13 protein-coding genes are annotated in these 22104 nt (G+C 60.4%); 10 read left to right on the top strand and 3 right to left on the bottom strand.

Going from position 1 to position 22104, the window contains the following annotated elements; translation table 11 throughout:
- Window positions 1-15: 15 nt before the first annotated feature.
- Entirely contained in the window at window positions 16-1461 is a 1446-nt protein-coding gene (locus tag CRD60_RS04765; protein WP_113860148.1) for a polysaccharide deacetylase family protein, read from the bottom strand.
- Window positions 1462-1569: 108 nt separating this feature from the next.
- A complete protein-coding gene (locus CRD60_RS04770; protein ID WP_113860149.1) occupies window positions 1570-3561 on the bottom strand; it encodes a DUF6541 family protein in 1992 nt (663 codons plus the stop codon).
- Window positions 3562-3931: 370 nt separating this feature from the next.
- Here CRD60_RS04770 and CRD60_RS04775 point away from each other — a divergent pair, with 370 nt between their 5' ends.
- The 10 genes from CRD60_RS04775 to CRD60_RS04820 all read left to right on the top strand — a co-directional run bounded on the left by CRD60_RS04775 (window position 3932) and on the right by CRD60_RS04820 (window position 20563).
- On the top strand, window positions 3932-5293 hold the full coding sequence (locus CRD60_RS04775; protein WP_113860150.1) for an FtsX-like permease family protein: 1362 nt from the start codon (window positions 3932-3934) through the stop codon (window positions 5291-5293).
- Entirely contained in the window at window positions 5290-6630 is a 1341-nt protein-coding gene (locus CRD60_RS04780) for an ATP-binding cassette domain-containing protein (protein ID WP_113860151.1), read from the top strand. Before CRD60_RS04775 ends, CRD60_RS04780 begins: the two co-directional genes overlap by 4 nt.
- A 342-nt stretch (window positions 6631-6972) precedes the next feature.
- Window positions 6973-8664, top strand: a complete 1692-nt coding sequence (locus CRD60_RS04785; protein ID WP_113860152.1) for a glycoside hydrolase family 25 protein — start codon at window positions 6973-6975, stop codon at window positions 8662-8664.
- A 150-nt stretch (window positions 8665-8814) separates the two neighbouring features.
- Window positions 8815-10326, top strand: a complete 1512-nt coding sequence (locus CRD60_RS04790; protein ID WP_161522192.1) for a DUF2142 domain-containing protein — start codon at window positions 8815-8817, stop codon at window positions 10324-10326.
- Between the two features lie 115 nt (window positions 10327-10441).
- Window positions 10442-11461: a dTDP-glucose 4,6-dehydratase gene (gene rfbB, locus CRD60_RS04795; protein ID WP_113860226.1), complete on the top strand. Its 1020-nt coding sequence runs from the start codon at window positions 10442-10444 to the stop codon at window positions 11459-11461.
- Window positions 11462-11614: 153 nt separating this feature from the next.
- Window positions 11615-13075 carry a sugar nucleotide-binding protein gene (locus CRD60_RS04800; protein ID WP_113860154.1) on the top strand — a complete coding sequence of 487 codons (1461 nt, stop codon included), beginning with the start codon at window positions 11615-11617 and terminating at the stop codon, window positions 13073-13075.
- A 234-nt stretch (window positions 13076-13309) separates the two neighbouring features.
- Window positions 13310-14209: a glucose-1-phosphate thymidylyltransferase RfbA gene (rfbA, locus tag CRD60_RS04805; RefSeq protein ID WP_113860155.1), complete on the top strand. Its 900-nt coding sequence runs from the start codon at window positions 13310-13312 to the stop codon at window positions 14207-14209.
- A 58-nt stretch (window positions 14210-14267) separates the two neighbouring features.
- Window positions 14268-15095: an ABC transporter permease gene (locus tag CRD60_RS04810; RefSeq protein ID WP_113860156.1), complete on the top strand. Its 828-nt coding sequence runs from the start codon at window positions 14268-14270 to the stop codon at window positions 15093-15095.
- Between the two features lie 3 nt (window positions 15096-15098).
- On the top strand, window positions 15099-16325 hold the full coding sequence (locus CRD60_RS04815) for an ABC transporter ATP-binding protein (RefSeq protein ID WP_113860227.1): 1227 nt from the start codon (window positions 15099-15101) through the stop codon (window positions 16323-16325).
- An 89-nt stretch (window positions 16326-16414) separates the two neighbouring features.
- Window positions 16415-20563, top strand: a complete 4149-nt coding sequence (locus CRD60_RS04820) for a glycosyltransferase (protein ID WP_113860157.1) — start codon at window positions 16415-16417, stop codon at window positions 20561-20563.
- Between the two features lie 129 nt (window positions 20564-20692).
- On the opposite strand, the gene CRD60_RS04825 is transcribed toward CRD60_RS04820, so the two are convergent.
- Window positions 20693-21733 (bottom strand): glycosyltransferase family 2 protein, encoded by a 1041-nt coding sequence (locus CRD60_RS04825; RefSeq protein ID WP_113860158.1) that lies wholly within the window; start codon window positions 21731-21733, stop codon window positions 20693-20695.
- Between the last annotated feature and the right edge of the window lie 371 nt (window positions 21734-22104).

The following is a 22104-nucleotide window of genomic DNA, read 5'->3' on the forward strand; positions in this document are numbered from 1 at the left end:
AGCGTTCACGGCAGCTCACATGCGCAAGATGTTGGTCCGGGAATAGTAGACGGCACCCGGCCTCGGGTACTCGCCGGTAAGCTGCTCGATAGTCACCAGGCGATAGTCCTGACCCTGCTTTCGCAGACCATCAATAATATCTGGCAGTGCCTTGACGGTATGGGTGAAGGTGTCGTGCATGAGTATGATGTCGCCTGGACGAGCCTGACTCAATACCTTCTGCTTGACTGAGGAGACGCTGGCCCCCTTGGCCCAGTCATAGCCTTCAGCGTTATAGAGGGCGATTCCGGCTGCCAAATGATTGCCTATGTAGGCCCGGCTGGCCTCATCCACAACCCCATGGGGAGGCCGAACCAAGTTGACCGGCCGACCGGTCGCGGAGGCGATAACCGACGAGGTCTCATCCAGCTGCTGAGTCTCATGGTGCTGGGAGAGGATGTCAGGAAGATTCTCATGGCTCCAGGTATGGCTGCCCACTGGGTAACCGCGGTCGGCAGCGATTTTGAGCTTTGCGCCGGTCGTCGCATTAACCCGTTGCCCAATGGCGAAGAAGCTTGCGGTGACACCCTTGACCTTCAAGGTCTTGAGCACCTCATCGGCCATGGGGGAGGGGCCGTCATCGAAGGTGAGAGCCAGGCAATGCTGCCGGCCGCAATCAATGCCTGCCTTGCGATTCTGGGCCTGAATGACCCTGTCTGCCGAACGGTATAGACGTTGTCTGGCATCTTCCAGCTCATGCCGTGGAACCGCGGGCTGCTGGTCCAATAATCGTCTGACCTGCCTGACCCCATCTGATAGGTCATCTCGCACGCTGGCCTTATCTACTTGGCCTTGGGAATCCTTAATCAGGCTCGCCATGCCCGGCACCAGGGCTTCCAGGCTTTGACGGGATGCGGATGTCGCTTCGGCATCCCGATCAAGCACCACACGGTCCAAGGGGTCGAAGGCGGACTGGAGAGAGGCAATGCGCTGGCCGAAAGCCAGGGCCTTGTCCTTGGAGCTTGAGGCATTGGTCCGCAGATCCCAGATCAACTGTTTGGCTTGGCAGCTGGGAATGCTCCCACTCTGGTCCTGCGCAGCTTGGAAGGCTTCGACCTTCTTCAGGCTGTCTGCAGCCCGCTCGATCTCCTGGGGGCCGAGGTTCGCTCCCCCTGAACCCATCCGCTTGGCCTGATCAAGAAGCCCGGCGTTCCTGTTCACGAGGCTGGAAAGATGCTGCTTGTTGATCTGCAAGGAGTTGCCCCACTCCATGCAGTCGGCGATGGCCTGCCGATAGTACCGATAGACGGGCCTATAGGCTACGGCTCCTGCCAGAAGAACGAAGGAGGCCATGACCAGGAGGCTGACCAAGACCTTTCCACTATGACCCCTACGGTACTTCCGACGGCCTGACCGGTCACCGGAATCACCATGTGGAGCCCCCCGCTTACTATCACTCCTATAGGCAGTCGCGTCATCCATCGTGATTGTCTCGCATCCTTCTCCCTACCTTCGCCCTGCCATCATACAGACGTTCCGCCGGCCAATCAATCACAACCCAGGCCCATCGTGCCCGGCTGCCTGCCTCCCTCAGTGGGCGCAGGCGAAACGGTAGAGGGCCCAGTCCTTGGCGAAGGCGCCCTTGCTACTGAAATCCTCCACCTTGGTCAGTACGCCCTCGGACACATACTGGTCGATCTGGCTCTGGTTCTGGAAGGGGTAATACTGCTCCTTGAAGGTGAACATCTGAAGGCTGGGAGCCTGCGGGCCCATGCTGAGGAAGTATTCAGGTGTTGTTGGGCCGATTGGGCAGACGGTACCCAAGAGGGTCGGCTTATCGCCGGAACCGAAGGCCCGCTCGACTTGCCCAAAGATGGCTCCGTTCTTCTCGATCATGGGATTGTAAATGGGGTAGAGCATGCGGCCGCCGAACACGGTGGCGCCGTACATGGAACCATTGAGGGGGTCGGAGATGATGGTGGCGTCGGTGCCGGTCTGCTTGATGACTTCGGCCAGCACCTCCAACTTGGCCTGGGTCAGTTGCTCATAGGGATCGGAGTCGTCGAGGACGATATTGGTGTCAATGCGGTCTGAAAGCTCCTGGCGTTGGGGGTTGTCCAGCTGGCAACCCAGGGCCAGCAGGGCTACAAGGACCAGGGAGATCGCCGTAGTCAGTCGTTCAACTGCCAGCTTGCGCGGGCTGGTGGACTGCGCCACCGTTTCGGCGTCCACGATTGGCTCCGACCGGCCGGCGCCGGGACTGGCCGCCAGAGCCGACAGGGCGAAGACAATCAGAAGCAGGACCGCGAAGGGAATCATGGTCAGGGGCCGGGTCTCGGCACGGTACCAGGCGGCGGTGATGATGTTGGGGAACCAACCGGTCAGTGAGGTCGAACAGACATAGACCAGGGCCACCAGTGCCGCTGCCAGCAGTATGGAGATTGCATCCTTCCGGGCCCGCCTCAGACCGGTGAGTTGGGGGCGGATGGCCAGGCCCAGGCAGAGGAATATGGATACCAGGACCAGCGCCGCCATGCAGACCCCCAGGGGCCCGGTAATGTCGTCGTTGACAAAGCGACCCAAGGCCTCAGCTACGGTGCGGTTGGGGGTATAGGTGTGGAACCATTCGCCTGGGTTCAGATAGCGGTTGGACTTGTAGGTCGCCTTCATATAGAAGAAAAAGGCCACGGCACCCGCCAGGACCAGCGCCGCCAATCCGGCGATCCACTTCCAGGGCAGGCGCAGCAGGAGGAAGGGGGCCATGAGCAGCAGCCAGGTGAAGACGATGCGGGGATGGGCGAAGAGGCACAGGGCACCCAGCAGAGCGGTCATCAGAATCCAGAAGAGGGCTGGTCTTGTGCCGGTCTGACGGAAGTCCTCCACGGAGTCGAGCAGACGGAGGGAGGTATAGAGCCAGAAGGGCAGCAGACTGGTGGCCAGACCGAAGGCGACCAGGGGGCCGGAAGACAGCATGGAGTAAGGATGCGCGGCCGAGGATACGGCCAGGACCGGTACGATGATGGCCATGGCACAGGAGAACGGTCGCCATTGCCGGGCCGGAAAAGATGGGGCTGTCAGACTGTGGAGGTGGGTGGAATCCTGCTCCTCCGCATCCAAGCTTTGAGAGGCGAAGGAACCATGACCGTCCACCTGACGTGTCCAATATGTGGACAACAGCAGGATCCCTGCAGGCCAGAGCAGCCCGGATGTCGCCAGCCACACCAGATTGAAGGCTGTGTAGACGTTCATGCTGATGCCGAGAACGCCGGCAAGTTTGATCAATCCGGCGGCCATGATGTGGAACATGGGCGGGTAGTAGGCATCATTGGGCCACAGGTGGGTTGCGGCCCCCAGACCATCATCGAGAATCCTGCGGATGAAGTAGTAGTGGGCGGGGGCGTCGATCTGGTGAATGGGCAGGGTCCATACCTCGCTCCCCTTGGGGAACCAGGCCAGCACGCAGGCCAGGGCAAGCAGCACACCAACCACCGAGCAGAACGGGAGGGAGGCCTTTCGTAGCCAGGTCCAGGCTTGGGTCTGGCCGCTGCTGGTGCTGCTGAGCTGCCGTGTGTGGGTTTCCATGTCGTGCCTCATGCGACAAGAATATAACGGCGATTGCCGCAGCAAACAGTCAGTTCGCAATCAACCGCTCGATGTTCACAAGACCGCAAGCTTCGCGCTGTCAGGCACTATGCACAAGATCGGGCGCTGCACAGTCAGGGAAGCTCATCGGCGACGGACCGCTGGCACTCATCTGACTCCCAGCCAACTTCAAGAAAAACGACAGCATGGCACCAGACTTTAGCACCCATAATGTATGCGGTGGCGCGCGGCAACAGCTTCGGCCACGGCGGCCATAGCCGGTGAGATTGCGCAGGGACCCCTGTCAACGCTATGGCCGAGAATGGAATCCAGTCATAGACCTGGAAGCCAACTACTGTGGAGGCAATGAATGTTCGTTCTCAAGAATGCCTGGGCCGCCCTGATGCGACACAAGTGGCGCACGGTTCTGACCGTCATTGTCGCCCTGGCGGTCAGCTTCGGCAGCATCCTGGCCCTGTGCATCGAACAGGCCTACAACAAGGCAACGGTCAGTGACTACCAGGCGCAGACGCCCACTGTCGCCTTTCGTCTGACTGATCAGGCCCTGGCCAAGCGCAATGGGGCCGATAGCAGCTGGACCGACAATTACCTGACCACCGACCAGTACAGTACCTACCTGAGCTTCCTCAATCAGCAGGATCCCAACCAGAGTGCAGCGTCATCATTGCCCCAGGTCACCGCCTCAACGCTCGGCATCTCCATGCCCACCCGGCAGAGTGACAGCATCAAGGCCATCGCCGGCAAGGCCGACCAACCCGCCGATAAGACCGGCGGTGAGCTGACCCTCCAGGGCTTCTATACGGCAGATGCTGCAGCGGCAAACGAGGCCGGAAAGTTCACACTGATCTCCGGCAAGGACCTGGACTACCAAGGTTCAGACACCAAGGGCGCCCTAGTCTCCCAGGAGCTGGCGGACAAGAACAAACTCAAGCTGGGCTCCAGCTTCAAGCTGGGTGACCCCGAGGACTCCAGCAAAACCTACGATTTCACGGTCAAGGGCATATACCGCTACAAGGATCCCGCAGGCAAGGGCCTAGGTGCCGATGCCGCACTCGCCAAGGACAACCGGCAGAACGCCATCTACGTCACCTGGCCCGCCTTCACCAGCAACATCAACCCTGAGCGGACCGACGCCAAAGGGTGGTCAAAGCCCAAGATCGACTTCCTGTTCACCCTTGCCTCCCCTGGAGACTTCGACAAGTTCGTCAAGGGAGTCAAGCAGGAAAAGCTGCCCGCCAAGTATCATGTGGTCTCTCCCTCCCTCGAGGCCTATGAGGCCTCCATCAGCCCCATCAAGTCACTCTTCGCCAAAAGTAAGCCGGCGGCCCTCGCCATGTGGGCACTGGGTGGGGCACTGCTGCTGGCTTTGGTGGCTGCCGGCGTGCTCAATAGGCGCGAGGAGATAGGCAACGCCCTGGTCATTGGCGTATCCAAAGGACGGTTGGGCTGGCAATTCATACTGGAGACCCTGCTACCGACCCTGCTGGGGCTGGCGCTCGGGACCCTTGCCGGAAGCTTTGGAGCCAAACCGCTGGGTACGGCGCTGGCCAGCGGCTATGCGACTGCGATGACCGGTGGCACCATCTGGAAGGTGCTGCTCTGGGGTCTGGCCGCAAGCCTGGTCCTGGCCCTGATAGCCATGCTGCCAGTGGCGTTCACACCCACCGGCAGCATCTTCGCCAATCGTGAGATTCAGGAGGACGCACGATGAGCCGAAAGAATTCCCAGCACCAGCAGCACAGGCAGGAAGGCGAGCACATGGACCGGAAGGATGAGGCTCAGGTACAGACCCGGGCGCAGGCCCTAGCCGGGGAAGAGCCGGCCAAGCAGCCCAGCGAGCAGGCAGACCAGCAGGGCAAGACCGAGCCTGAGGGTCAGAAGCACGATGGAGACAAGTTGGCGGGAACCGAGGTCAGCGAGCAGGATGGGACCGCCGCTGATGCTTTTGCCGACGTGCCCATTGAGGTAAACATCGTATTTGAGGACGATGATTCCGGGGACACGGCCCTTGAGGCTGCTGCTGCTGCCGATGCTGACCGTGCCGCAATTGCTTCCGACAATGAGAACCTGGAATCCGCAGAGGCCGGGAACCCGACCCAAGCTGCTGCTGATACTGGGCCTGAGTCGTGGCGAAGCGCCCATGATTCCTCCTCATCGGTTGCCGGCGAGCACATGAAGGAGCCCGCAGGCAGGCAACCGGACGAAGCCGGCCCATCTGCCGCTTCGCCAGCCTTGGCCGCAGGCAAGGCTGGCGACCAGGGCAAGCTGGGGACTGATAGGGACCAGTCGCCGGTAACGCTTGCTCGTCATATTGACACATCACTCGCCAGCGGCAATGAGGACGAAGTATTGCTCAAGTCCCACCCCGCCTTCTGCCTGGACCACGTGACGGTTCATGACCGCAAATCCGGTCGGGATGTGCTCGTGGACTTGTCTTGGGAGGGTTACCCTGGGCGCACCTATGCCATCACTGGGTTCGACGACGAGCAGCGCAAGGCTCTTATGGCTGTGATGGGTGGTTTTCTCAGGCCCTCCAGCGGGCAGGTCCTGGTCAGGAGCTCCAACCTGGCCGACCTGCTGCCCTCGCAGATCCGAGGCCACCGCATCGGCCTGGTCCCCCAGGAGTACGCCCTACGCCCCGACCTGGACGCCACCGGCAACCTGGTCTACGCCATGGACGCCTCTGGACGCACCTTCCTCAAACCCATGCCCGAGCTGGCCAGGGATCTGCTGGCAAAGGTCGGCTTCACCGCCGTCTCCTCGGGTGTGCCCGTCAGGGAGCTGACCGTGATGGAGCGCCGGCTGGTGGCCGTCGCACGAGCCATCTCCTGCGAGGCGGAGGTCCTGGTCATCGACCAGCCCACCGCCGGCCTGGACAGCGAGGAGTCCGGCAGGATCCTGGATCTCCTGGCCCGCCTGTCCCACCAGGGCGCCAGCAAGCGTTGCATCATCATGCTCACACCCCCACAAGCCGACAGCGACGGCCAGGACCGGTCCGCCAGCCGCGAGGCCATCACCGCCGCCGCCGATGAAACCCTGGAACTATAGGCCCCATCCGACCGGGCGGCAGACCGGTCTCATCTGTCTGCCGACTGCCCGTAACCGGAACTCGTGTGGCAATAGGCCGCGACTGGTGCGTGGACCGTCTTCCATACTCCTATCTGTTTGCTGATATTGGCTGTAAGGTCTCGAGGGCCCTGGGGCAAGCGGCTCAGCCTGGTCAGTATGCTTTTTCGCTGACATGAATCGGCACAGGGTTGTCAGGATTCTGCGTTGGTTTGCTGCAGGCTCTTCAGGCCCGTGCCGTGCTGCGTATACTACATAATGGATTTTCGTAACGGGTCGGAGGTCGGCTCGACGGTTCAACCAGTGAGAAGCTTGAAGGATGTTATGGCTTGGAAATTAGGTAAAACAGTGAGCAATGCCGTTTCGCTGGTAACATTGATCAGCTTGACAGTGGCCGGGCTTGGCGCTGTGCCCGCAAGTGCCACGGGTCTCAGCCATGACAGCCATGATGGGGTGGTGGAGGCCCGGGAGCCCTTCCTGAACGACCAGTCCAGGAGCACCCAGGTCACCATCGGTGATCAACCGGCTTCCGGCCCGGATCGGGCAATGCCGGACAACCCCTCACAACCCTTGCCGGACAAGGTCAGCGCGGCCATTCCCGATGATGCTGTCGTCCTGTCCAAGGATCTGGTTGCCTCCCCCGACAAGAAGGTCAGGAACATCGCCACCGGCGAGGTCGTCACGGACCCCAAGCTCGTGGGTTCTCCTGATAAGCCTGCCGATCCCTTGGCCAAAACCCAGGGTGGGTCCTTCATCCCGGTTCAGGCCGGCCAGGTCAAGCGGGCCGTGGAGGCGGCGGGTGGTCAGGTAGACGCCAGTGGTGGCAGCGACGGGCACCTGGCGGACCCGAGCGCGCACAGGGGTGGAAGCACCAGGTCATCCAGGGGCAGCGTGCGTCAGGCTTCCCTGCAGAACAACGACTACGGCGCCTATTGGGGTTCCTACAACGGGACCCAAGCCTTCTTCGAGGCCAGTGGCCAGCTCTTCGTCCAGCAGGCCAAGGGAGTGGTGGATGTATCGCAGTGGCAGGGCAACATTGATTGGCAGACCGCCATGCGCAGCGGGGTCGAGGGTGCCATCATCCGCATCGGGTACGGCTGGGACAACGGCTTGGACTACCAGGCTCAGCGCAACATCAATGAGTGCAAGCGTCTGGGAATCCCCTTTGGAGTCTACCTCTACTCCTACGCCTACGATGCGGGCACCGGAGCTGCTGAGGGAGCTGGGTTGGTGAACCTACTGCGGCGGGCCGGTGTCAATCCGGGCGATCTGTCCTATCCGGTCTACTACGATCTGGAGCGCTGGGAATGGGCCGGGCATGCGCCGCCGACCAGTCCCGCAGTCTATGACGGCATCGTGAATTCCTGGTGGGGCCAACTTCAGGCTGCAGGGTACAACAACCTGTCCATCTATTCCTACACGTCCTATCTCAATACCGCGCTGAACTCAGCCACCATCCGCTCCAGGACCCGTTGGGTGGCCAGTTACGGCGCCCGAACCGGCTTCGGCTTCTCACCCAACGACCGTGGTTGGCAATACGCTGATAATGGCCGGATAAACGGCATCAACGGGAACGTCGACCTCAATGCCTTCGGCAATCGCGATGCCGTTGCAGCCGACGGTGTGACCCTCTACCGGGTCTATAACCCCAACAGCGGTGAGCATTTCCTCACGCCCAATGAGTACGAGTACCGCCTCCTGGCCCAGGCGGGCTGGCGGGCCGAAGGTGTAGCTTGGGTCGCGCCTTTCGCGGGCGCTCCTGTCTACCGGCTGTACAGCCTCAACCAGGGATGGCACCTGTTCACCGTCAACAGCAACGAATACAACATGCTGACCCGATACCGGTGGAGGCAGGAGGGGATCAGCTGGCAATCCGGTGGGCCGGTGCTCATCTACCGCATGTACAACCCCAACTCCGGGCAGCACTTGTTCACTGTCAATTCATACGAAAAAGATTATCTCAGTCGCATGGGCTGGCGCTACGAGGGCGTCGCCTGGAGCGCGATGAGAGCCTGATCGGGATTCCGCGCACCATCATGGCTTTCATGCCTGCGAACGGCCCTTCTTCCCAAAGGGCCTGAGTGTGGAATGACTCCCAAGTTGGCGGCATGGGACTGTGTGCCAAGAGGAGGCCAGGGAAGGCTGATGACAAAAGGAGCGCCTAGCATGTCCAGGAAAGGGATACCCGGCCTCAAACCGGAGTGGGTGTTCCTGATTCTGGCATTGATGTTGGCGATTGCCGCCGCGGCCATGGTCCCTATGGGGGCCGGGCTTGATGAACCGGCCCATATGGCCCGGATCGAGCAGTTGGCCGATGGGAAGATCCTGCCCCAGCCCATAGATAGGGATTCAGTGGACAGGGCTTTTACCGAGGTCTACCGGGGGACTGATCAGCTGTATGGAGGCTTCCAGGATCGTGCCATGGTGCAGATGACTTCCAGCAATATGGTGAGTTACCAGACCACCCGGGAGCCCTACACCTTCCCTACCTGGACGTCCGACAAGCTGGTGACCTGGGGAAGATACGGCGAGGGTCGTGTGGGATTCGTCTTTTCCAATACGTCGATTAACAGCCCCCTGGCATACCTGCCGCAAGTGCTCGTATTCAAGCTGGTCCGATCCCTGGTCAGCAATGTCTGGTGGATCATGTTCGCCATGAGGCTGACCGGACTGCTTGTCTATGTGCTTACAGGGTTTCTTTGCATACGGTATTGCCCGACAGGCAAGTGGATCCTGGCTACAGTGGCGCTCCTGCCCAATGCCGTGGTCTCGAATTCCATGGTCACCGCCGATGTCATGAGCACGGTCTGCTGCTTCGCTTTTCTCACGGTGCTCCTGACCATATGGCTGAGCCCTGGGGCCGTATCGCGCGCAAGCTGGTTGTTGTTGGCTGTATCCACCCTCTGCCTGGGATTGGTCAAGGTCACCTATCTGCCTTTGACGCTCTTGATCCTACTGCTTCCCGCCGTGAGGCCGGAGCTACGGCGAAAGCGGCAACTGCTTGGTCTGGCCTCCCTGTTCGCGCTCGCTGTGCTGTTGTTCCTCCTGTGGTATGCCCAGATTCATGCCATCAATACCGGAGCCATGTTCTCTCCCGATGCCAGGCCCAAGGACCAGGTGCTGTTCATTCTGACGCATCCGCTGTTTTTCGCGCGCAGGCTGGTTGGCATGGTGGTGGCATCGGACCTCTTCCAGATCTCTGATTTCGGGGTCCTATCCATGCGGGGCCCCTTGCATAACTCCGGCTGGATTCTTATCGTGCTCTTCATACTGGCTGTTGGGCAGCACGACCCCCGGGAAGTGCGGCTGGAAGCGGGCAGGCGCGGCAGCTACCTGTTCCCAGTGGCATTCGCCATTGAGTTCATGATGATTGTGGTGTTGATCGGTACAGCCGTTTACGTGCAGTTCGACCCCTATGCCCAAGGCGTGATAACCGGTGTGCAAAACAGGTATTTCATTCCCATCCTTCCCCTCCTGCTCATGGGCATCAAGCTGCTGGGTGGAGAGGACCTACCCGCCGGATTGGCGAATGCGGGAACCGGGGAGGCGCCAGCCGTAGCAAGTCGCAGACAGGACCTGCGTACCGCCCTGATGACCATCACCCTGGTCGTCTCCCTGATCTTCACTCTGGCGAATGGGTCGGAAGTCATCTTCGGCTCCCATATCCTCGGATGGTGAGGGCGCCGGCCTATGGCGCCGTTGGCTGGAGGCAAGTTGCCCGCTTGTCTGGAGGCAGTGTGTGGTCACCCCCATGGGCGGGCCAAAATCATCTCGGTGAAGTAGTATGGGCTGCATGGCAGAACAATTCACACCCAAGAACATCATCGTCACCGGTGGCTGTGGTTTCATCGGCTCGAACTTTGTCCATTACGTGGTCGACAACCACCCCGAGGTCCATGTCACCGTCCTCGACGCCCTGACCTATGCGGGCAACATCGAGAACATCAAGGGACTGCCCGAGGACCGCGTCGAATTCGTGCATGGCGACATCTGCGATGCCCAGCTCCTGGATCGGATTGTTCCGGGCCACGACGCCATCGTCCACTATGCGGCCGAATCCCATAACGACAACTCCATCGAGAACCCCGAGCCCTTCGTCAAGACCAACGTGGAAGGCACCTTCCGCCTGTTGGAGGCGGCCCGCAAGTACGACCTGCGCTACCACCACGTGAGCACCGATGAGGTCTACGGGGACCTGGCCCTGGACGATCCGGCCAAGTTCACCGAGGAGACCCCCTACCATCCCTCCTCGCCCTATTCCTCGACCAAGGCCGCCTCCGACCTCCTGGTCCGTGCCTGGTTCAGGACCTTCGGGGTGCGGATGACCATCTCCAACTGCTCCAACAACTATGGCCCCTACCAGCATGTGGAGAAGTTCATTCCCCGGCAGATCACCAACATCCTCGAGGGCATAAGGCCCAAGCTTTACGGGGACGGCCTCAACGTGCGTGACTGGATCTACACCGAGGACCATTCCTCGGCGGTCTGGACCATTCTGACCAAGGGTCGCCTGGGTGAGACCTATTTGATCGGCGCCAACGGCGAGCGCGACAACATCACCGTTCTGCACGACATCCTGCGGGTCATGGGCCAGGATGAGGACGCCTTCGACCACGTTAAGGACCGTCCGGGCCATGACCGTCGCTACGCCATCGACTCGACCAAGCTGCAGACCGAGCTGGGCTGGAGGCCCAAGCACACCGATTTCGAGTCGGGCCTGCGCCAGACCATCGACTGGTACCAGGACCACCGGGACTGGTGGGAGCCGGCCAAGGCCGCCACTGAAGCCAAGTACCAGCGTCAGGGGCAGTGATCTGAAGGCGGGGAGGGCGTTCGTGCCGACAGTCCAGGCGACTGGGGCCGTGTCCCTCCCCTTGGTGTCTTGGAGACCAGTGGGTCTTGGAGACTAGGCGCGCAATGGGATGAGGTTTTCGTTTCGGTGCGTGCATAAGAGAAGGTAATGAACATGTCTGTTGAATTCGAGAAGGAACTACAGGTCGAGGAGACCAATATCCCCGGCCTCCTGGTCTTCCAGCTGCCGGTCCACGGCGATAATCGCGGCTGGTTCAAGGAGAACTGGCAGCGGGCCAAGATGACGGCCCTGGGCCTGCCGGATTTCGGCCCGGTCCAGAACAACATCTCCTTCAATGCCAGCAAGGGCGTGACCCGAGGCATCCACGCGGAGCCCTGGGACAAGTACATCTCCATCGCCTCAGGTGAGATATTCGGAGCCTGGGTGGACCTGCGGCCCGGCGAGAGCTTCGGCCAGGTCTACACGACCAGGCTGGATCCCTCCAAGGCCATCTATGTGCCCCGCGGCGTGGGCAACAGCTTCCAGGCCCTGGCCGACGGGACGGTCTACACCTACCTGGTCAACGCCCACTGGTCCCTGGAGCAGAAGAAGACCTACACCTTCGTGAACCTGGCCGACCCCGAACTCAATATCGAATGGCCCATCGCCCTGGAGCAGAGCGAGCGTTCCGAGGCGGACCTGCACCACCCCATGCTCAAGGACGCCAAGCCCATGGCCCCCCGGCGCACCCTGGTGACCGGCTCCCGTGGCCAGCTGGGCCGGGCCATCAGGGCCTATGTAGAGGACCATGGTCTGGAGGGCTTCGAGTTCAGCGACATCGACAGCTTCGACTTCTCCGACCCCAAGGCCTATGAGTCCTACGACTGGAGCCTCTATGGGACCATCATCAACGCCGGAGCCTTCACCGCCGTCGACAAGGCCGAGACCACGGAGGGCAGGCAAGCGGCCTGGAAGGCCAACGCCCAGGGGCCGGCCCTCCTGGCCAAGGTGGCTGCCGAACACCATCTGACCCTGGTCCATATTTCCAGCGACTACGTCTTCGACGGCAGCCTGCCCGAGCACAGTGAGGAGGAACCCTTCGCACCCCTGGGTGTCTATGGGCAATCCAAGGCGGCTGGAGACATCGCCGTGGCCAACGCCCCCCGCCACTATATCCTGCGTTCCAGCTGGGTCATCGGCCAGGGCAACAACTTCGTCAAGACCATGATGGGCCTGTCCGACCGTGTGGCCGACCCAGCCGACAAGCTCGAAGAGGTGACTGTGGTGGACGACCAGTACGGTCGGCTCACCTTCACCGAGGATATGGCCGGGGCCATTTTCCACCTGCTTGATGGCCAGGCACCCTACGGCACCTACAACCTGACCGGTTCCGGGGCTGTCAGGTCCTGGGCGGACATCGCCGCAGCCGTCTTCGAGCAGACCAATGGCAATGGCGACAAGGTCAAGCCGGTCTCCACCCAGGATTACTACCAGTCGGCCGCAGGCCCCATCTCACCCAGGCCCACCAACAGCGCCCTGTCCCTGGGCAAGATCGAGGAGACCGGCTACCGGCCCGCCGATTGGGAGCAGAGCATGAAGACCTATGTCGACACACTCCTGGCCCAGCGGGGCTGAGTGGCCCAGGGGCGGCGGGCATTTGCGATGAAACCGCAGAGAAACTGCCAGCCCGCCCTCCTGGCCCAGGCATGTCCCATAAGCTGATAGGGCCTTACACCCAATCGGGTGTAGGCCCGTGCCTTGGCTGTGAGCAGTCAGGGTTCGGGCATGGTGCATGGGCACTGTGCGCAGACTTTGTGTGAACGTTGGTATAGAGAAGAAGAGAAGACAGAAAGATAGGTGGCTCATAGTATGAAGGGCATCATTCTTGCAGGTGGTTCGGGGACCAGGCTCTACCCACTGACCACTGTCACGTCCAAGCAGCTGCTGCCGGTCTACGACAAGCCGATGATCTTCTACCCACTCAGCGTGCTGATGATGGCGGGCATCCGTGACATCCTCATCATCTCCACCCCCAACGACCTGCCCAACTTCCAGCGCCTGCTGGGGGACGGCTCCAGGTACGGGCTGCGGCTCTCCTACAAGGTCCAGCCCAGCCCCGATGGCCTGGCCCAGGCCTTCATCCTGGGTGAGGACTTCATCGACGGCGAGCCCTGCGCCCTGGTGCTGGGCGACAACATCTTCTTCGGCAATGGCCTGGGGCACACCCTGCGCAATGCCGCCGGCGTGCAGACCGGCGCCACCGTCTTCGGCTATTACGTCGATGACCCCGAGCGTTATGGGGTCGTTGAATTCGACAAGGACAAGAAGGCCGTCTCCATCGAGGAGAAGCCCGAGCACCCTGCCAGCAACTATGCCGTGACCGGTCTGTATTTCTACGATGCCAGGGTCACCGAGTTCGCCAAGCAAGTCAAGCCCTCGGCGCGTGGGGAGTTGGAGATCACCGACCTCAACAGGATGTACCTGGAGGATGGCAGCCTCAACGTCCAGACCCTGGGCCGTGGCTATGCCTGGCTGGATACCGGCACCATGGATTCCCTCTTTGAGGCCGGTGAGTTCGTCCGCACGGTGCAAAAGGCCCAGGGCCTGCCCATCGCCGTGGCGGAGGAGATCGCCTTCGAGAACGGCTGGATCAGCCGGGACCAGCTCCTGGAGGCGGCCAGCAAGTATGGCAAGTCCCCCTACGGCAAGCACCTGCGGGATGTGGCCGACAACAAGATCATGCTCAAGACCTACGCATCGGGCAATTAACCTTTCGCTGAGGGTCCTGATAGTATGTGTGGGTTATTCTCTACAGTAGGAGTCGTCCTTGGAAATCACAGAGATCTTTACTAAAAAGAATCGTCTGTTATTAAGCGCCATGGTCAGCACTGATTTCAAACTGCGCTACCAGCAATCGGTTCTGGGGCATCTATGGTCGGTCCTCAAGCCCCTGCTTCTCTTCTCGGTCATGTATGTGGTGTTCATCCGCTTCCTGCGCTTCGGAGCCGATGTCCCTCATTTCGCCGTGTCCCTGCTCTTGGGAACCATTCTGTGGAATTTCTTCAATGAGACCACCACTGGCGGCATGATGTCGATCGTTGGCCATGGAGACTTGCTGCGCAAGATCCACTTCTCCAAGTATGTGGTCGTCGTCGCCTCCTCCATGAGCGCCCTGATCAACTTCGGCTTCAACTTCGTCGTGGTCATCATCTTCGCTTTGGTCAATGGTGTCAGGCCCTCCTGGTCCAACCTGCTCATCATCCCCATCGTCATCGAACTGTACATTCTGGGTCTTGGCATCGCCTTTTTCCTGGCCGCCATCTATGTCAACCTGCGTGACCTCAATCCTATTTGGGAGGTGGTGATGCAGGCCGGTTTCTACGCCACCCCCATCATCTACCCCATCAGCATGATCTCCAGCCGAGCCGGTTCATACGGGCCGTTGATGGCCAAGCTCGATCTGATGCTCAACCCCATGGCCCAGATCATCCAGGACGCCAGGCATGTGTTGATCTCCCCGGCGAACCCAACCCTGTGGCAGTGGGAAAGCAACTTTTTCCTCGCCTGCTGGCCGGTGCTGTTCACCCTGATCATTTTCGTCGGCGGTATCTCATACTTCACCGCCAAGTCACAGTATTTCGCGGAGCTGATATAAGTGATGAAGAATATCGCAGCCAAGCAGGCACTGCCCAACCATGTGGCCCTGCGCGTCAGCCATGTCTCCAAGGACTTCCAACTGCCCACCGAGCGGGTCAGCAGCCTCAAGGGCGCCCTCTTCAATATCGTGCGGCATAAGAAGTCGGGATTCACCACTCAGCATGTGCTCAAGGACGTGAGTTTTGAGATTGAGAAGGGTGACTTCTTCGGCATCGTCGGCAAGAACGGTTCAGGCAAATCGACCCTGCTGAAGATCATCTCCCAGATATATACGCCCAATAAGGGAAGTGTTCAGGTCAACGGTAAGCTGGTTCCCTTCATCGAGCTCGGCGTTGGCTTCAACCCGGAACTGACCGGGCGGGAGAATGTATACCTGAACGGAGCCATGCTGGGCTTCACCAAAACCGAGATCGACGACATGTACGACGATATCGTCGACTTTGCCGAACTCGGCGACTTCATGGAGCAGAAGCTCAAGAACTACTCCTCCGGTATGCAGGTTCGACTGGCCTTCTCCGTGGCCATCAAGTCCCAGGGCGACATCCTGGTCTTGGATGAGGTGCTGGCCGTGGGTGATGAGGCCTTCCAAAAGAAGTGCCAGGATTACTTCTTCCAGGCCAAACGCGAGAAGAAGACCATCATCCTGGTCACGCACTCCATGGCGGATGTGCGGCGCTTCTGCAACAAGGCCATGCTCATCCAGGATGGCATCGTCAAGAAGTTCGGTTCCCCCAACGAGGTCGCCGATGCATACTCCAGCTCCTTCCTCGAGCAGGAGGGCAAGCAGCTGGAGAAGGAGAACGAGGCCATCCGCCTGGAAGTGGGCGATGGGGTCAGGATGACCGACGTGGTGACCACGGCGGACGGTGAGAAAAACCATCAGTTGGACATCAACCAGGACTTCTCGCTGGTCTTCTCCTTCAAGTGCGACCGGGACATTGAGGACGCCGTGCTCTCCTTCAGCCTCATCGACAGTCAGGGCAGGCTCAGTCTGTCAATGGCCAGTTCCCTGGACGGCAAGGATAGGGTCTTCACCACCGGTGAGCATCGGATGACCTTCGACATCGAGAATATCTTCGCCTCCAGCGACTATAGGGTTGACGTGGCCATTGCGTCGGGGGAGACGACGCTCTTCCGGCAGATTGGCATCTACCAGTTCCAGATCAAGAACGCCCTGAGGTTCAATGAGAGCATGACCCATCCTAGGGTCTCCATGACGTTGCAGTAAAAGGGAAAGGCGCTGGTCGGCGGGTTCATGGCCGGGTCGGCGCCTGAGAGCATTTGGGTTGTTGTGAGTCGCGCGAGTGAGGTTGGACAGTGAATTTCTTCAATACCGAGGACTGTCATATCGAAATCGACAGTGCCGTGGAAGGGCTGGAGGCCGCTGATAAGGCAGGAACCATCTCCGGCTGGGCTGTTGACCTTTCCGGCAGGCAGGCCCTGGATTTTGCCGTTGAAGCCGCAGGCCCAACGACCCCACCGGCATCGCAGGCAGCCCAGCGGCCCCAGGCCAGTGGGCTGCTGGTCACCAGAGTGCTGAGGACCGACCTCATCGCCATGTTCGACCTGGACAAGCGGGCCAAGGCTGGCTTTGTCATCGAACTTCCAGCCGGGGTAGAGGCCTTGACCTTCACCATCAACCTGCAGGGCAGGCACGTCACCAAGACCGTCACGGTCGAGGAGATCGCGGGAAGCCTGAAGAAGGAGGCCAGAACCAAGAGGTTCAAGCGCATCTCCAGAACAATCCTAAGGGCTTGGACTCCCGAGGGTTTCGCAGTGCTCACCTCGGTGCTGAAACGTCGCCGGACTCCGGAACAGGATAGCTACCAGGACTGGATACGGCAGCACGAGGTGATGAGCCAGGCTGTGGCTGAGGGGCAGATGCGGGCCTTTGACCGCAATCCGCTCATCTCCATCGTCGTGCCGGTCTACAACGTGGAAGAGGAATGGCTGCGCAAGTGCGTGGACTCCATGCAGCGGCAGTGGTATACCAACTGGGAGCTATGCCTGGCCGATGACCATTCCCCCTCCGGCCACGTGAGGCCCCTGCTGGAGGAATTGGCTGCCAGCGATGAGCGTATCAAGCTCGCCTTTCGGCAGGAGAACGGCGGCATCTCGGCTGCAACCAACTCAGCCCTGGACCTGGCCACCGGCGAGTACATCGGTTTTATGGACAATGATGATGAGCTGGCCCCCCAGGCCCTGTTCTTTGTCGTCCAGGCCCTGAACCAGGACCCGACCATCGACTTCATCTATACCGATGAGGACAAGATGACCGAGGACGGAACCCGCTTCGATCCCTTCTTCAAGCCCGGCTTCTCTCCCGACCTGCTGCTGTCCCACAACTACATCACGCACTTCGTGGTGGTCTCCAAGGGCCTTCTTGACCATGTGGGCCCCCTGCGTTCCGAGTTCGACGGCAGCCAGGACTATGACTTCGTGCTCAGGGCCACCGAATCGGCCCAGCGCATCCATCATATCGGCAGGATCCTCTACCACTGGCGCACCCTGGCATCCTCCGTGGCGGGGGACCCCTATAGCAAGATGTACGCCTACGAGGCCGGTGGCAAGGTCCTGGAAGAGGCCCTGAAACGCCGCGGACTGACCGGTTCGGTCCGTATGCTCGACAACCTGGGCACATACAGGATTGATTATGAGGGCGAAGCCCCCAGTGTGGCCGTTCTGGCATCCTCCTACGGTAAGGCCGCCCTGCGTGCCTTGAAGGAGAACACCAAGTACTCCAAGGTCACCATCGTGCCGGTTGGGGATGCCAAACCCAACCAGCTGGCCCAGGAGCGCAGCGAGGACCTTCTGGTCTTTCTTGACGGCCTGGTGCCGCGCGATCCCCTGTGGCTCCAGGAGATGGTCAATGCCAGCCGTGGAGAGGGAATCGGTCTCGTGGGTGGCAAGATCATGGATTCCCGCCAGCGTGTCCTCAACGTGGGTATGACCCTGCGTGCCCTCAAGGGAAGGCAACCCTTCGAGATGCGCGGTCAGCTGGATCACGGCATAGGCTATTATTTCCGGGACTTGCTGCCCCACGATATGTTCGCCGTGACGGAGGACTGCATGTTGGTCGGTAGGGAGGACTTCGTGTCCTTGGGGGGCTTCAACGAGGAGTTGGCCCCCGGCATACAGGGCATTGACTTCTCCCAGAGAATGTACCGGCAGGCTGGCCTGCGCGCCCTGTGGGAACCCTACTCGGTCTTTGTCGACAGCAAACCTAAGCACATGGGCATACTCAGGCCCCTGATTTTCCAGTACCTCCGGCAGCACAAGGGGCTTGAGGACCCCTTCGGCACGGTCTGCTTCCCGCCTGATATGGACGAGGAGGTCTGCATCGAGAGTTCCATCGACAGCATCGAGGTGGCTCCCGATGGGCTCAGTATCCTGGTCTCCGGCTGGGCTGTGGACCAGATGGCCGGGGAGCAGGTCACCCTCGGCATGGAGGAGGTGCCCTGGGCCACACTGCGGCAGGTTAAGCAACTGTCACGGCCTGACGTGAACAGCCTCTACCCTGTTCCCGCAGATGCCAAGCTTGGGTTCGAGGCCAAGGTAGCTGTTGTGGGCGATCAGGCCGATCTCCATCAGGTCAAGCCGGTGCTGACGGTATCCACGTCGCAGGACCGGGAGGAGCTGGTCTTCCCCGAGCGGCAGTCGCGCTTCAAGACGGTACTGGGATCGCTCTTGCGCAAGTTGGCGCTGCTGCGCCATCCGCGCACCATGGTCAAGCGGTTGATCGACAAGTATGTCTCCCCCCACCTGCAGAAGTATGACTACAAGAAGCTGATTCGTTCCCAGGAGCGTTACCAGCCCAATGTCGTGGAGGAGGAGATCAAGGCATTCAGCCATCGTCCGCTCATCTCCTTGCTGGTCCCCGTGTACAACGTGGACGCCACCTGGCTTAAGGCCTGTGTCGACTCCATCAGGAACCAGTACTACGACAACTGGCAGCTCTGCCTGGCCGATGACTGCTCCACGCAACCCCATGTCAAGCCACTGCTGGAGGAGATGGCGGCCAGTGACTGCCGCATCAAGGTCGTCTTCCGCCAGGAGAACGGGCACATCTCCCGTGCCACGAATTCCGCCCTGGAGATTGCCGAGGGGGAATTCGTCGGGCTCTTGGACAACGATGATGAGTTGGCCCCCCAGGCCCTCTATGAGATGGTCAAGTGCCTGAACCAGCATCCTGAGACCGACATGATCTATAGTGATGAGGATAAGATTGATGAGAAGGGGCATCGCTTCGACCCCCATTTCAAGCCCGACTATGCTCCTGACCTGCTCTTGAGCACCAACTACATCAGCCACTTCGGCCTCTACCGGACCTCCATAGTCCGGCAGATCGGCGGCTTCCGTCCAGGTTTTGAAGGATCCCAGGATTACGATCTGGTCCTGCGTTTCACTGAGCGGACCCAGCCCTCACGGATCCGTCATATCGCCAAGGTGCTCTACCACTGGCGGACACTGCCGACCTCCACGGCCTCATCCGGAGGCGCCAAGAGCTATGCTTCCGACGCCGGGCTCAAAGCGCTCCAATCTGCCATGGACAGGCGGGGCATCAAGGCCGAGGTCCTTGCTGAGGGTCCTGCCGGAATCTACGATGTTCACTATCAGATCGACGATCCCGCTCTGGTCTCGGTGATCATACCGACCAAGAACGGTTACGACAACATCAAACGGTGCGTGGATTCGCTTATCGAGCGGACCGATTACCCCAACTATGAGATCATCGTGGCGGATAACGGCAGCACCAACCCCCACATGTGGGACCTGTACCGGCAATACCAGGAGGAGTTGGGCGAGCGGTTCAGGGCGGAGAAGATCGACATGCCCTTCAACTTCTCGACGATCAACAACCGCGCAGCACAGCATGCCAAGGGCAAGTACCTGCTCTTCCTCAACGACGATACGGAGGTCATCAGTGATTGCTGGATGACCCGCATGGTCTCTTTCGCCCAGTTGAAGCGGGTTGGAGTGGTAGGCGCCAAGCTCTACTATCTCATCGAGACCATTCAGCATGCGGGCATCGTCTTGGGGCTCGGAGGCCCTGCCGGTCATATTCTGGTTGGATCTCCCCGGACCTACCTGGGCTATTTCGGCCGATTGGTGGAGAACGTCAACTATTCGGCGGTGACCGCGGCTTGCTGCATGGTCAAGGCCGAGGACTTCGCCGCCGTCGGAGGGTTTGACGAGGATCTGGCTGTGGCCTATAACGATGTTGACCTGTGCCTGCGTATCAGTCAGAGGCTTGGGCGTGACATCGTCTGGGCCCACGAAGTGGAGCTCTACCACTATGAGTCGGTGACCAGGGGCTACGACGTCAAGAGCAAGGCCAAGATGGAGCGGCTGAAGGCTGAGGGCAAGAAGTTCATGGCGCGCTATGCCGACATCATCGACGATGATCCCTATTACAATCCCAACCTTTCCAGGACGTCCGGAAACTTCTGGGTCCGTAAGGTCTGAGTTGTGCAGGTTGGGGGTCCGGCTTTCCCAAGGTCGGGCCCTCGGTCATAATGCCGGCCGCCAGCTGGCCGCCAACGGCCAACGGCGATCCTAGTGAGCCGCTGGAAGCTGGGCCTTCCCTGCCGCCGGCTAGCTCATGTTCTTGATCTTCCTGTCATATACGCGTTTCTCCGCGGAGCGCACGCATCGGTGCAGCAGGCAGTTGGCCCGCCGCACAGGGCCTAGGGAGGCCAACAGTTCATGGGCTTGCCTGCGGTCCCTGCCGTAGGCTTGGGCCAAGCCCTGATCCTGCGCCGCCAGTTGGGCTTGGGCATCCAAAGCGCTGGCCATGGTGTAATAGCTGCGCATGGGGGTGATCCCATGGACATGGGCCAGGCGGAAGTTGGCGGCCCCTGCGGCGAAGTTGTCGTGGTGGAAGCCAAAGCCACGTTCGGCGTGGGTGACCGACCCGGGGGATTGCAGCCAGTTGTAGAGATTGACGTCAAGGTCGGCCACTTTTTTCATACGTTCGTAGAGCCTGCCGGCGACCATCACATCCTGGGCGTACATGCCCTCGGGGAAACGCACGCCCTGCCAGACTCCCGCCCTGTAGAGCCGGCACCAGTTGGCCTCGTTGAAATAGCGGGCTTCGGTCTTGCGGCCAAGGAAGTCGCCAAGGAGTCTGAACGATTTACAGAAGACGGATTGATAGGCCCGCAGCGGGTTCTCAAAGACGGTGATACTGCTGGGGTCAGGGGCCCCAGTGGCCGCTTCCTGTGTCACTTGTGTCAGTTGTGACAGGCCGAACTGCCGCCAGCGGGCCTTGCTCATGTCCGCGCCGGTGGTCTGCAAGGCGACAGCCAGAAGCTCTATATTCCTGCGGTCAAGGATGTCGTCGTTGTCGGCGAAGGCTATGTACTGGCCCCGGGCTGCATCCAATCCGGCATTCTGGGCCATGCCGATGCCTCCGTTGCTTTGATGGATCACCTCGATGCGGGGGTCCTCGGCAGCATACTGGTCGCAGATCTGGGCGGAGGAGTCCTTGGAACCGTCATCGACCAAGAGGACCTGAAGATTCCCATAGGACTGGCCCAGAATCGAATCCAGGCAGAAGGGGAGGTAGTCCTCGGCGTTGTAGATGGGAACGATGATGGAGACCAGGGGCTGTCCCTGTGGAGAGGCTGTAGTCATAGCCCCAGTCTAGGGAATAATACCCGTTCGGCAAAGCGGGGCCCCTGCGGCCAGCGGGATTTGCGCCAGCACAAATCTCACTGCGGGCCGGTAGGAACCCCGCACCCGCTGTGGCCGGTACAAGGGGTCAGGGAGCCGGGGCTGGTCTGTGTTCGATGCCCGGTTCGCACAGGGGACGCGGGTCCACCTGGGAGCATGGCCGCCAGGCACGTAGGTTCGCCTGCTGGTCCCAGAGGGCTTGTGCGACAAGATTTCCATTATCTCTACCTATATCCGCCGGATGGACACAAACTTATACCTACAATCAAAGGGATAGTGACTAAGCGCTTGTCGGACTGCCGAACTGACGGGAACATCAACCTAGCCAACGA

The organism is Bifidobacterium aemilianum, from assembly GCF_003315635.1.
GTDB classification, from domain to species: Bacteria; Actinomycetota; Actinomycetes; order Actinomycetales; family Bifidobacteriaceae; genus Bifidobacterium; species Bifidobacterium aemilianum.